The 12,254-nt window shown below is 44.6% G+C and carries 11 protein-coding genes; 5 read left to right on the forward strand and 6 right to left on the reverse strand.

The annotated features are described in order from the left end of the window. The first annotated feature begins 116 nt into the window (after positions 1 to 116). Positions 117 to 1,202 (forward strand): threonine aldolase family protein, encoded by a 1,086-nt coding sequence (locus FQV26_RS04860; RefSeq protein ID WP_146556235.1) that lies wholly within the window; start codon positions 117 to 119, stop codon positions 1,200 to 1,202. Between the two features lie 169 nt (positions 1,203 to 1,371). Then, positions 1,372 to 2,070 carry a DUF998 domain-containing protein gene (locus FQV26_RS04865; RefSeq protein ID WP_146556236.1) on the forward strand — a complete coding sequence of 233 codons (699 nt, stop codon included), beginning with the start codon at positions 1,372 to 1,374 and terminating at the stop codon, positions 2,068 to 2,070. Positions 2,071 to 2,112: 42 nt separating this feature from the next. Here the strand turns inward: FQV26_RS04865 and FQV26_RS04870 are convergent, their stop codons facing one another. Together FQV26_RS04870 and FQV26_RS04875 are read right to left on the reverse strand one after the other, a co-directional pair. Then, positions 2,113 to 2,547: a GtrA family protein gene (locus tag FQV26_RS04870; protein WP_146556237.1), complete on the reverse strand. Its 435-nt coding sequence runs from the start codon at positions 2,545 to 2,547 to the stop codon at positions 2,113 to 2,115. Between the two features lie 55 nt (positions 2,548 to 2,602). After that, positions 2,603 to 5,272 (reverse strand): YfhO family protein, encoded by a 2,670-nt coding sequence (locus tag FQV26_RS04875; protein ID WP_146556238.1) that lies wholly within the window; start codon positions 5,270 to 5,272, stop codon positions 2,603 to 2,605. Positions 5,273 to 5,533: 261 nt separating this feature from the next. Between FQV26_RS04875 and FQV26_RS04880 the strand changes: the two genes are divergently transcribed. Next, on the forward strand, positions 5,534 to 6,085 hold the full coding sequence (locus tag FQV26_RS04880) for a divergent PAP2 family protein (protein ID WP_146556239.1): 552 nt from the start codon (positions 5,534 to 5,536) through the stop codon (positions 6,083 to 6,085). Positions 6,086 to 6,303: 218 nt separating this feature from the next. Here FQV26_RS04880 and nadA read toward each other — a convergent pair whose 3' ends face one another. From nadA to nadB, 3 genes are read right to left on the reverse strand one after another with little or no spacing between them, the layout of a single operon-like run. Then, positions 6,304 to 7,398, reverse strand: a complete 1,095-nt coding sequence (gene nadA / locus FQV26_RS04885; RefSeq protein ID WP_146556240.1) for a quinolinate synthase NadA — start codon at positions 7,396 to 7,398, stop codon at positions 6,304 to 6,306. Then, positions 7,398 to 8,249, reverse strand: a complete 852-nt coding sequence (gene nadC / locus FQV26_RS04890) for a carboxylating nicotinate-nucleotide diphosphorylase (RefSeq protein WP_146556241.1) — start codon at positions 8,247 to 8,249, stop codon at positions 7,398 to 7,400. Before nadC ends, nadA begins: the two co-directional genes overlap by 1 nt. Next, a complete protein-coding gene (gene nadB / locus FQV26_RS04895; RefSeq protein ID WP_146556242.1) occupies positions 8,246 to 9,784 on the reverse strand; it encodes an L-aspartate oxidase in 1,539 nt (512 codons plus the stop codon). The genes nadC and nadB overlap by 4 nt, the downstream gene beginning before the upstream one ends. Positions 9,785 to 9,884: 100 nt before the next feature. Between nadB and FQV26_RS04900 the strand changes: the two genes are divergently transcribed. Continuing rightward, a complete protein-coding gene (locus FQV26_RS04900; RefSeq protein WP_186759629.1) occupies positions 9,885 to 11,012 on the forward strand; it encodes an IscS subfamily cysteine desulfurase in 1,128 nt (375 codons plus the stop codon). A 119-nt stretch (positions 11,013 to 11,131) separates the two neighbouring features. After that, entirely contained in the window at positions 11,132 to 11,533 is a 402-nt protein-coding gene (locus tag FQV26_RS04905; RefSeq protein ID WP_146556243.1) for a hypothetical protein, read from the forward strand. Positions 11,534 to 11,598: 65 nt separating this feature from the next. On the opposite strand, the gene FQV26_RS04910 is transcribed toward FQV26_RS04905, so the two are convergent. Continuing rightward, positions 11,599 to 11,988: a DUF805 domain-containing protein gene (locus tag FQV26_RS04910; protein ID WP_146556244.1), complete on the reverse strand. Its 390-nt coding sequence runs from the start codon at positions 11,986 to 11,988 to the stop codon at positions 11,599 to 11,601. Positions 11,989 to 12,254: the final 266 nt, after the last annotated feature.

Consider the following 12,254-nt stretch of genomic DNA (forward strand, 5'->3'; position numbering starts at 1 on the left):
TTTATTTGATTGCAGATGGGATTTTTATATGCGCTTTTCTTCAGATTGTGCAGCAGTGATTCGTGTTATAGTAAACAATAAAATGCAATTATTCTGACAGAGACAGGGGCTCAATTATGAACAGCAATGAACTATTGGAAACTTATGAAGAATCCACGCAACAATTGGCAGGACATGGACCGAGAAACGTAGCTGTTTTAAAAACGGCTTTTAGATCAATCGATGGAGAAGTGAAAAGTGATAAATATGGCAGCGGTGCTGTCATTGAGGATTTCCAGGGGCAGATGGCTGAGTTTTTAGGGAAGGAAGCGGCGGTCTTTTTCCCAAGCGGAACCATGGCCCAGCAAATCGCTTTGCGGATTTGGTGTGACGAAAAAGGCGTTAAGAAAGTAGCGTATCATCCATTGAGCCATCTCGAAATCCATGAAGAAGACGGATTGAAAGAATTGCATGGCATCCAAACGATCCTTTTGGCTGACAAAGAACGAGTCATTGAATTGGAAGATGTAACGTCCATGGATGATGACATAGCCTGTTTGTTATTGGAATTGCCGCAGCGGGAGATCGGTGGTCAACTGCCGAGTTTTGAAACGCTCCGTCAGATTTCAGCTTATTGCCGCCAAAAAGGCATAAAGCTTCATTTGGATGGTGCACGTATTTTAGAATGCCTCCCTTATTACGAAAAATCAGTCAAAGAAGTGTGTGCTTTATTTGATTCGGTATATTTATCCATGTATAAAGGGATTGGCGGAATCGCAGGAGCTGTTTTAGCAGGTGATGAAAAATTCATGGCACAATCAAAAATTTGGAAAAAGCGGCACGGGGGAGACTTGATTTCGTTGTACCCGTATATTTTGAGCGCCGAAACTTACTTCGCACAACGCAAAGACCGGATGGCAGAATACTACCAGCACGCAGTTGAACTGGCAGCTTTCTTCAATTCCTGTAAAGGAATTTCAACTGTACCGCATATTCCGGTTACGAACATGTTCCATGTCCACTTCCAGGAAGCGCCGGACCGGATTGCGCCTGTACTGATTCAAGCCCAACAAATTATGGACATCGGGATTACAGGGTATTTAAAAGCTGAAAAATCGGGTTGTATGTTTGAGGTCAGCATTGGAGACCAATACAAATTGATTCCTAGAGGAAAAGTGGCAGTGACATTTGAATGGTTAGCTGAAAAAATGAAAAGTTTATAAAAAGTACACGTCTGTTCAAAAAGTTTATTTATGACTTTATGGGCAGATTTTTTTGATTAGAAATAATTGATTCATCTGACAGTAAGAAATAATCCCTAAAAGAGTAGCATTTATTTTCCATAAAGTATATTATAATAGAATATTCAGATATTTTAAGGTTGGTGATGATATGAAGTTTTCAAGGGAGAAAAGTATTTGGCAAGTACTGGCGATAAGTGGATTACTCAGCGCACTCGCTTTTCTAACCCATGTAATTATGGGAGGCATTTTTTTGGAGGGCTATAGCCATGTTCGGCAAACAATTAGCGAATTGACTGGCAATGGGGCACCAAAGGCAGAGATGCTACTAATGTTTAAAATGATTTATTGGATTTTCGCTGTGGTTTTTTCAGTTACAGTATTTGTGCTTTTCGGTAAGTATCAAGTCCATCAAATTGCTCGGTTTGGAGCGCTTTTGCTGGTTGCTATGCATTCAATTTCATTAATCGGTTATAGCCTATTTCCGTTAGAGCAGGGAGGAGCCGTGCTTACCTTTGGAAACTTGGTACACTTGGCGATAACAGCCATCGTGATGATTATTACAGTGGGGGCCTTGTTTTCTATCGGTTATGGCTTATGGCTGACAAAGAATTTCAGGAGCATCGGCCTGTTTACGCTTTTTTGTGGCCTTATAATCGTTTTGGCAGGGGTGGCGGCACCGATTGTCCTAAATAATAACTTGCCGTATGCAGGATTAGTCGAGCGCTTTAATATTTTCACTTTGCAGCTATGGGTTTTCGTGCTATCTCTCTATCTTTATAGGTTGCCTAAAATTATGGAGATGGGTATAAAACACATCGGCCTGATGGAAATCTATAAAGAACGCTAAAATGCCGGACAAGGAAATCATCCTGTCCGGCATTTTTGTGGATTATTGAATTTTTTCTGCAATAGGAGCATTGCGGTCCTTAAAGATGAATTTCTTGCTGAAAATGTAATTGGCCACAAGCACGATGACATTGGCTAAAATTTTGGAAATCGTCCCGTTGATGCTAAGTATTCCGACCAATACCATCATGGTACCCAAGTCCATGAAGAATGACAGAACCCGGAATCCAAAAAAGGAGCCCATCTCTGCAAAACGGTCGCGCCAATTGGTGGTGACGCTTTTAAAAACATAGCGTTTGTTGACAAAAAAAGCGAAGACGACAGCGAACAGCCAGGCGATAGTTGTGGAAATCCGGTAATCGAGCCCGAACAATTCTTCGCAAATCCAATAGACGACAATATTGACGACAGTGGTCCAGCCGCCCATGATGAGGTACATAAGAATGCTGCGCCAGTCTTTTGTTAAAAGTTTCTTCATGGTATTCCCCGTTCTTTCCAGAAATTTGATGACTTCCTCTGTTTGGAATTTCTCTTTATTTAGTCGATCTTAAAGTGCGGATAAATAGGAAAGCCGCCCCGAGAAGACTGATGATGGATATCAATAAACCGGATAGAAATCCTTCCGGTCTATATTTTAACGCAATAGCGTGCTCACCGGAAGGGGCAAGTATTCCAGTGTAAGCAGAGTGGACAGGAAAAGTATCTACCGGCTGTCCATCAATGCTTGCTTTCCAGCCCTCTGAATAAGGAATTGACAAAAATAAGACGGCTTCCTCCTCTGCATTGTAATGGCCGTTAATAGTATTATTGCCGTACTCAATGTCCTGTAGGCTATTGTTTTGATAAGCTGTGACAATTTCTTCATATGCCCCATAATCAACAGCGGTTACTTGAATATCCTTCAATAGAAATTCTCCCGGTTGGATGGTTAGTTGAATAGTGTCGGTTTCTGAATCCATTCCGAAGCGGAACAATACCTGGTTTTTCGCTTCAAGGTAATTGTATTGATCAATCACATAGCGGTTGGAACGCATATTTTTTTGAAGGACATGGCTGGACCCTAGATTATTGGCTGCTTGAATAGTGAGACCTTCATTTTCGGTATAAGGGAGGACATCAGCATAAACAGTCAGTTCGGAAAGTGCGTGCGGCTGGACAGGGATATTTATCTGGATTGGCGTTTCAGAAGCTATCCATATTCCATCAGACCGATATTCTACTTGCGTATTGTCATCGAATACGGCATTTTCTAAAGAACCAATTGTCTGAGAAGCTGTTGCTTCAGCCGGCTTCAGGCCAGATTGCTCAAAAACCTGATCCGGCAAAACGGCGTTTCTTAAAATCTTTTCATCCAGCAATGGATCCGAAGGCTCGCCAAGTGAAGATAACGGCAATGCTGATTCGTATAAAAAACCGATTGGCAGAAAGAATTGATTTTCTTCAATAACGGTATTTCCTTCTTCATAAACGGTTTCGTAGCCATATAGGTTGTAGGGACCCGCGAAAGAAACCGTATATTTATTGTTCAGCAGAGTAGTTAAAAAAGTGCTGGAAGGAAAGCCGTTGATGACATTCAGTCGACGGTTGCCGGCAGTCGCTAAATAATCCATTTCAAACCGTTGAAGGTTCCAATCCAATAAGGACTGATAGGCGATATAGGAACGATAGCCAAAGCTCATAGAAGCATTGTATCCAAGGATGCCCGGATAATTGATTAGGATGCGGTAAAGATCGGAATCGTCTTGAATTGGTGCAAGTCCGTCTTTTATTTCTTGATTGTCAAAGTAAGTTCTGTAATGCTCCTCATTCATCAATGGCAACACTCCCCAAACACCTTTATGGGTCTCTGCGAAATCCTCGCCATCCGATTGAGCGATCAGGTCTGTCATTAAACTGTGCGGAAGCAGGAAACTATAGGCAATGACAGCAGAAGCAGCAAGGGTAAACAACGGAAATTGAATCCGCTGTTTGGTGAAGAAATGGCCTGCGGCAAATAGAACGGCAAATGCTATAGGTAGAAATTTGATCCACTCCGCATAATGGGTAAACGGATTGTTCTCTAACCACAAATAGAAGAGAAGCGATATGAAAATCAGCAATATGCTGTTTTTGACCTGTTTGAAGCGGATGTCATGTAAAGCACGGGCTCCCAGAATAATAAAGAAAAGATTAAAGATGAAAAAGGCTCTGAATTCGAACGGCGAGCTGAACCCGGCAATCAATAAATGAAGGTTTTGCACCATCAATATGGCAACCAGTAAAATACCTGCAACTCCGTATATCCAAAATCTCTTTTTAGAGCCATTGATAAATAAGAGCGGTAGGACCAGGAGCGGCAAAAAATTGATGCCTCCTTGCCACAGCAACTTTTGAATCACTTCAGCGGGAAGCAGCAAGACGTCGATAATCGGCTGTCCGGTTCGGTGAAGTGCATTAGACTGCAACAGACTGAAGACCGACGGCAAAAAAATAATCATAGCAGTGCCGAGAGCGAGCAAGTAAAGAAGCGATAATTTGAGGTGAAAAAGCAAAAATGCTTTTCCTGTTTTTTGGGTATGCTCGGCAGTAAAGTACCGGAACACGCTGTACATAAACAGGCCAAGAGTGATCATAAACAAAAAGTAAAAATTGCTGATGCTGGCCAGAACGAGGACTGTGAACAGCAGAACCGGTTTTCGCTGAGACAAAAAGCGTTCGTAGCCCAGCAGGATAAATGGAAAATATACAGTTGCGTTCATAAAGAAATAATGGGTGTAAAAATGATCGAAATTGAACAAGGCAAATCCATACGCGATGCCTGCCACCAATGCAATGTTTCGGTTGATGCCCAGTTTTTTCAGCAATAAATAAGTACCTAAGCAGATCAGAAAAATCTTGAAAAGCGTCATTGGAATGAATGATGCGGGAAACCAGGCTTTTGGCAGGAGCAGCAGTGGCCAGATAAAGATGTCGCCAAGCATGTAGTAGCCGAAATCATTCCAAAAGCTTCCGCCGGGACCGTAGTTCCAGGACCAGAATGGCATTTCTCCGCTTCTGACGAGATCATGGAACAAATTAAAGAAATGGACATACTGATTGAACGTATCACCAGCCAAGGAGATAAAGAAATAGCCGTTGGCTGGTATTCTATAAAAAATCAGCACTCCCATGATAAGGACCAGAAGGGCTAAAAGGATGACATGAAAATCGAATTTCTTTGCCATGAAAAAGACACCTCATTCAGCGGTTTAATAGGAAATGGATTAGGTATAAATATACAGGAAACCCGCTCATTTATCAGCAGTTACCGGCAGAATACATAGTATTTTATTGCACCATCCAAAGAAATCGGGGCATATAGGCTGTTGTTAAGAAATAATTCATGTATTTTAGCACATACTTACATATTCTCCTGCCAGAATGGGTAAAGAAGTATATTGAACGGCAACTGCATGGTTGCCAGGCTGAAACTGGAGGATGAGCAGATGAGAAAAATGAACCGGGGAATGATTACCTCATTAGGTGCAATTGGAGTGGCACAGGCGTTAAAGATTGTCACACATAAAACAGTAACAGGAGAATGGGATTGGAGGCAGGCCTTTACAACAGGCGGCATGCCAAGTTCCCACTCAGCGGGAGTATCAGCACTGGCTTCATACGTAGCTGCTAATAAAGGAGCACGTCACACAGAGACAGCATTGGCCATCGTATTTGGCGTTATTGTCATGTACGATGCACAGGGCATCCGCCGCCATACAGGAGAGATTGCAAGGCTGGTCAACGATTTAGAAGACAGTTTTGTGAAGTTTTCCGGTGAATTTCCAAGTTTTGAATTTATTCAACGTGAAAAAGAATTAAAGGAATTACTCGGTCACCAGCCAGTTGAGGTGGTTGCCGGAGCTGCTTTCGGGACAGTTTTAGGATTGATTTCAGCAGCGATTGAAAATCGTGTGCGTGAAATTGAAGAAAAAGAGGGCAAATCTAAAGCTCAGTTGCCATATGATGGACGCAGCCGCAGATTAACAAGAGCCCATTAAAAAATACAGCCGCCCCAAGGGGGTGGCTGTATTTTTTTTCCGTCCGGAAGATGAGTTGAAAAACACGACCGCACCTCAAACGGCAAAGACCGCACCTCAAAGCGAGCTAACCGCACCTCAAACGGCAAAGACCGCACCTCAAAGCGAGCTAACCGCACCCCGAACAACAAAGACCACACCTCATCATTCAAAAAGGAAGGCGCGCAGCCTTTCTCCAGTCACATCATCTTTTCCAAAGCCATTTTGGCTTCAATGGAAGTTTGGGAATCGACTTGGATGCGATTGATGACGCGTCCTTCCAGTAATTCCTCCATCGCCCATGTCAGGTGGGGCAAATCGATGCGGTTCATCGTCAGGCACGGACACATATACGGATTGAGCGAGACGATGTCGAGCTCCGGATGATCGGCAATCAGGCGGTTGACCAAATTCATCTCGGTGCCGATTGCCCATTTGGATCCAGCTTCGGCTGCCTCGATCATGTCGATGATGTATTTTGTCGAGCCGGAGAAATCCGATTGGCTGACCACTTCATAAGTACATTCCGGATGGACTAGGATGCGGCGATCGGGTTCATTCGTCCGCAGATTGTCGATATGCTTCGGCAGGAAATTCATATGGACGGAACAATGGCCTTTCCAAAGAATGACACGCACATCTTCTACCGGGCATTGCGCTTCAAGCTTTTGCTTGATCGGATCCCAAATGGCCATCTGTTCGAGTGGGATGCCCAGTTTGACCGCCGTGTTCCGGCCGAGATGCTGATCCGGCAAAAACAGCATGCGCTCTTTTTGCGTCAATGCCCAGCGCACCATCGGCTCGGCATTTGACGAGGTCACGGTTGCGCCGCCATTGCGTCCGACAAAAGCTTTGATGGCGGCTGTAGAATTGACATAAGTCAAAGGGACGATCGTGTCGCCGAACAATTCCTGCAACTGTGTCCAGGCGCGTTCAGTCTGATCGATATTGGCCATATCCGCCATGGAACAACCGGCACGCATATCGGGCAGAATGACTGCTTGATCGGTTTCTGTCAGGATGTCCGCAGTTTCCGCCATAAAATGAACGCCGCAGAAGATGATGTATTCAGCTGTCTGGTTTCCGGCAATTTGTGACAATTGAAGCGAATCGCCGGTGACGTCGGCGTATTTAATGACTTCGTCTTTCTGGTAATGATGGCCGAGAATATACAAGCGATTGCCAAGTTCAGCACGTGCACGCTCTGCACGTTCATGCAATTCTTTAGTGGTCGCTTGCAAGAAAGCATCGGGCATAGCGTCTGTCTGTTGCAGTTCCTTCAAAAATGAAGTCATTAATGGATGGCCTCCTTATGTGAGATAGCTAAATTCATGCTGATGTCCAGGTTGTGTACGCTATGGGTCAGCGCACCAATGGAAATTACATCAACTCCTGTATGCCGGTAAGCAGCAAGCTTTTTCAGATCAATGCCTCCGGAAGCTTCGGTGCGGATCGTTTCCGGAACGAGCTGCACCCAGTCTGCAATAGTTTGGGGTGTCTGGTTGTCGAACATGATGACATCAGGCCGCGCTGAAACTGCTTCCTGCAACTCAGCCAAACTTTCGACTTCGACTTCGATCATGGTCATGTGTCCTAGCGCGGACCGAACTTTTTGGATAGCCTGTTTGATGGACCCGGCTGCTGCGATGTGATTGTCTTTTAACATGACTGCATCATACAGACCGTTCCGGTGATTAAAACCTCCGCCGACACGCACCGCGTATTTTTCGAACATCCGTAGTCCAGGGGTGGTCTTTCGGGTATCGACAATGCGGGTATGAGAAGAACCCAAAGCCTCGACGCAATGAGCGGTCAAGGTTGCAATGGCACTCATGCGCTGCACCAGATTCAACAGCACACGCTCTCCTGCCAATAAAGTAGCAACAGGACCGTAAATACGGGCAATCGCTTCACCGGCAGCCACAAACTCTCCATCTTTAACAAGAAGATCGACGGTGATACTTGGATCCAATAAATGATAGCCCCATTGGAAGCATTCAAGACCCGCCACAATGCCATCTTGTTTCAAGCGAACAATTGCTTCCCCTCGATCGGACGGGGTGAATAAAACAGAAGACACATCACGATCTCCAATATCCTCCAATAAAAAAAGTTTAATTGCTTCTTCGGCCTTCAATCGATTCATAACACGGTCTCCTTTTGATATATTTTCCGTTCTCCAATGGCTACGCCATCAAGCGAAAGTTCAACTGTTTTCCCTGTCCATTGTTCTGACGGCCGGGGTGCATCGGAGCGGTAATGGGCACCCCGGCTTTCATCACGATACAGCGCAGCTTCGGCAATCAAACTGCTGGCCGTGTAGCGATGGATTTCCTTGATCTGCTGACCGGAATAGTGATGCAAATCAAATCGCACCAAAGGAAAATCCGATGTGAATTTCCTCAATGCGTCTACCTCCCTTAAGATGCCGACTTGCTGGGTCATGCGCAATTGCAAATTGGCTGGGAGGGAAAACTCCTTTATCGGCATATGTAATGCAAAACGGGATTCTTGGTAGGCGAATCCATAAGTTTGGATTCTGGTCGCCAGACGCTTGGCAAACACCAAGCTTTCAAGCAAAGAATTGCTGGCGAGCCGGTTTGCGCCATGAACGCCGGTCGAGGCAATTTCTCCGATCGCATAGAGGCGGGAGATATTTGTTTCGCCCCATTCATTGGTCTGGACGCCACCCATGTGAAAATGAGCTCCAGGCCTAACAGGAATCACTTGTTTTTCAGGGGCTATAAGGTGCGTGCCCAGGTTTTTATGGATGGAAGGGAACTTCGCATGGAAATCCTGAATGTGCCTTGCATCAAGAAACACGGGGCCTTTCTGCTGCCAATGCCATTCAATTGCGCGAGCGACCATGTCCCGCGGCGCGAGTTCCATCGATGGATGAACGCCTTCCATGATGCGCTTGCCAACTGAATCGACCAAATAAGCACCTTCCCCACGAACCGCCTCGGAAATCAATCCACATGATTTGCCTTTGAGAGTGAAAACAGTTGGATGGAATTGGACGAATTCCAGATCTTCAAGTATGGCTCCTGCATGAAATGCCAATGATAAACCGTCTCCTGTCGCAACAGGGGAGTTGGAAGTTTGGCTGTACAATTTTCCGATACCGCCGGTTGCCAGCACAGTATGATGAGCTTGAATAACTGAACGTTTGCCGAAAGCGTCTTCGACACAGATACCTATGCACTCGCCTTTATTCATAGCCAGCTCTAGTGCCGTATGAAAAGGCATAAGCTTAATGCGGTTTTCGGTCTTAATTCTTAAATACTGCAGCAGCATTTTGCCGGTCTGATCACCGCCTGCATGCAGAATCCTTCTCGCAGAATGTGCAGCTTCTTGTCCGAGCATAGGCAAGCCAGCTGGATCTGCATCGAAAGGCAAGCCCTGTGACAACAGACTTTCCATTAATGTCTTGCCTTCCTGGACCAGAAATTCGACCCGGTCGGGAGCTGCATGGTTGGCTGCAGCGGATCGTGTATCAGCAGCATGGTCCGCGGTCTGATCACCGGGACCGATGCTGGCAGCAATGCCCCCCTGTGCAAGAGCAGTATTGCTTGAAAAGGGATCTTCTTTCGTGAGGACAACGACGGAAAGAGACTGCGGAAGAGAATGCGCCAGCATCAGTCCGGCAGCGCCTCCGCCAATAATACAAACATCAACCATAAGTTTACACCAACTTTACATGTGTCTTGACACTATTAATGACATAAAGATAGAGTGATTACAAGATTAAAATCCAGTTTGAAAAGGAAATGATGAAAAAATGGTGATTTATTTGGATTATGCAGCTACATCTCCTATGCGGCAATCGGCTATTGATGCCTATGCAGAAACAGCCGCACAGGTTTTTGGAAATACACAGAGCCTGCATGATGCAGGTTCCGTTGCTTTCAATCTGTTAAAGGGATGCCGGCAAATGTGGGGAGGGTTTCTCAATGTGCGTGCGGAAGGTGTGTACTTTACAGGCAATGCCTCTGAAGGAAATCAATTGGCGATCCGCTCGCTTCTTCGGGGCAGAGGGCCTGAACAGCGGGAAATCGTAACGACGAAACTCGAGCATGCTTCCGTTCTGACCGCTTTGCACGAACTGGAGAAGGAAGGATATCAAATCTGCTATGTGCCGGTAAATTCAGATGGGATCCTTGATTTTAAACAGTATCAAAAGCTGGTGACAGACCGAACAGCGTTAATCGCAATCCAACTTGTCAATTCGGAAATGGGGGCAATTCAACCCGTAATGGAATGTGCAGCGTATGCGAAAGAAAAAGCTGTGCCTTTTCATTGCGATATTGTTCAGGGTTTTGGAAAAATCCCTGTAGACCTGTCCTTACTGGGGGTTAGTTCTGCTGTTTGTTCGGGTCATAAAGTCGGTGGACCGAAAGGAGTGGGCATTGTATGGATTGATCCGAGTGTTCACTGGGAATCGGTTTATGAAGGAACTACTCATCAAGAAGGCTTCCGTGCTGGAACAGTGGATTTGCCTGGAATAGCGTCAGCAACAATTGCGGCAAAAGAGGCAGTAGCTGAGCAGAAAGCAGCGGAGGCGCATGCTGAAAGTCTGCAGCGTTATTTCATGGAACTGCTTCCAGAAGAAGTTGAGCTGACAGGAGATAAAGCGAAAAAATCACCTTTCATACAAGGCATGCTCTTGCCTCACGTAGAAGGGCAGTGGATGATGCTTGAATGCAATCGACAGCAGATTGCGATCTCTACAGGAACGGCCTGTAAAATCGGTGCAGGGGAAGCAATGTCCGCCATGAGCGCTATGGGCATTGAAAAGGATGTTGCCCGAAAATTTATCCGGATTTCATTTTCCAAAAAAACAACTGAGCAGGATCTCCATGCTTTCCTGCAAGTGGTTCAAAAATCGATGAGTAAATCGTTGTATTAAAATTGGTTTGTAAAGCGAAGATTAAGAAATTATAAAGACTCCTGAAAAAGGGATTACGGCGTTCGAAAGATGGTATAAGCTGAATGAAACGCCTAATCATTTTGAAGGAGGAAGATCATTTGAAGACTTCGTTTTTGAAAATGTCTGTTCCTGTTCTCGCCCTTGGATTTGTTTTGACGACGCATATGGACACAGCGGCCAATATGGCAATGACAACCCCAGCATCTGAAGGACAAAAGCCATCTTATGTACCGGGAGCAGGAGTTATAGAGAGATTAGGCCCCTACGAGAAACAAATAGCCGACCTGGAAGAAGACCTCGAAGCATTGCTTGCAGATTTGGATGATGAAGAAACGATCAGCTTCGAGCAATACCAGCAGTATCAATCGAGTTTGGATGAATTGATTCAAGAACTGAATATCCTGTCTCAGGAAATAGAAGCGGATTCCCCGATTGTAACCAACAATTTCGAAGATTTATTGACGGTTCAAAAAAAGTTATACGATATTGACGTAAAATAGATGTCCGCAGTTAACTATAATAAAAAAAGCCGCAACTGTAATTAAACAGTTGTGGCTTTTTGGCATCAATTTTTTGCGGCAGCAAATTCATGGGCAGTTTCTTTAGGGTTCGACCCATATTTATTGCTTCCTGATTCGCTGTCCAGTAATGTGAGGACGAACAAAGCGATCCAGCCAAGTAAAGGAATCAAAGCTAGTAGGATCCACCAGCCTGTACGGCCGATATCATGAAGTCTGCGAACGGTAACCGATAAGCTCGGAATTAAAACTAAGAGAGAGAAAATAGTTGTTAAAATGCCGATGTCCGGATCAATTACCAGTCCAGTTGCATACTCGACAATTGCCAAGACGATACTGATGATGAACACCCACAAAGTAAATATCCAAAATTCTTTGCGGCGTGACCGATCGCTGAAATTAAAAGCCTTTTTAAATACATCCAAAAATTCCTTCATCTTACATCTCCTAAAATATAGTATTTTACTAATACTATTATATCTTTATAAATCAAGAAATTAAACTGTTTATTTAAGAATATTTTACATTTTCGTGCTAAAGTTAACTGCTAATATGCTATCTATGATAAAATTATCTTCTGAATAGATAGATTTATTACAAATGCGAAGAGTTCATGACATCTTGCAACCCTGAGTAGTTGTTTGACGTTATAAGGTTTATAATGGAAGAAATTAAGGGGATTTATGCTAGTCCATCAGGAGGT

The sequence above is a fragment of the Planococcus sp. CPCC 101016 genome, from assembly GCF_007859295.1.
In the GTDB taxonomy this organism is placed as follows: Bacteria; Bacillota; Bacilli; order Bacillales_A; family Planococcaceae; genus Planococcus.

Excerpts from the sequence above, each read along its gene's own strand:
- FQV26_RS04875 (WP_146556238.1), bottom strand. The coding sequence starts at position 5,272 with ATGGCAAAGAAATTCGATTTTCATGTCATCCTTTTAGCCCTTCTGGTC.
- FQV26_RS04870 (WP_146556237.1), bottom strand. The coding sequence starts at position 2,547 with ATGAAGAAACTTTTAACAAAAGACTGGCGCAGCATTCTTATGTACCTC.
- FQV26_RS04865 (WP_146556236.1), top strand. The coding sequence starts at position 1,372 with ATGAAGTTTTCAAGGGAGAAAAGTATTTGGCAAGTACTGGCGATAAGT.
- FQV26_RS04880 (WP_146556239.1), top strand. The coding sequence starts at position 5,534 with ATGAGAAAAATGAACCGGGGAATGATTACCTCATTAGGTGCAATTGGA.
- FQV26_RS04900 (WP_186759629.1), top strand. The coding sequence starts at position 9,885 with ATGGTGATTTATTTGGATTATGCAGCTACATCTCCTATGCGGCAATCG.
- FQV26_RS04860 (WP_146556235.1), top strand. The coding sequence starts at position 117 with ATGAACAGCAATGAACTATTGGAAACTTATGAAGAATCCACGCAACAA.
- nadA (WP_146556240.1), bottom strand. The coding sequence starts at position 7,398 with ATGACTTCATTTTTGAAGGAACTGCAACAGACAGACGCTATGCCCGAT.
- nadC (WP_146556241.1), bottom strand. The coding sequence starts at position 8,249 with ATGAATCGATTGAAGGCCGAAGAAGCAATTAAACTTTTTTTATTGGAG.
- FQV26_RS04910 (WP_146556244.1), bottom strand. The coding sequence starts at position 11,988 with ATGAAGGAATTTTTGGATGTATTTAAAAAGGCTTTTAATTTCAGCGAT.
- nadB (WP_146556242.1), bottom strand. The coding sequence starts at position 9,784 with ATGGTTGATGTTTGTATTATTGGCGGAGGCGCTGCCGGACTGATGCTG.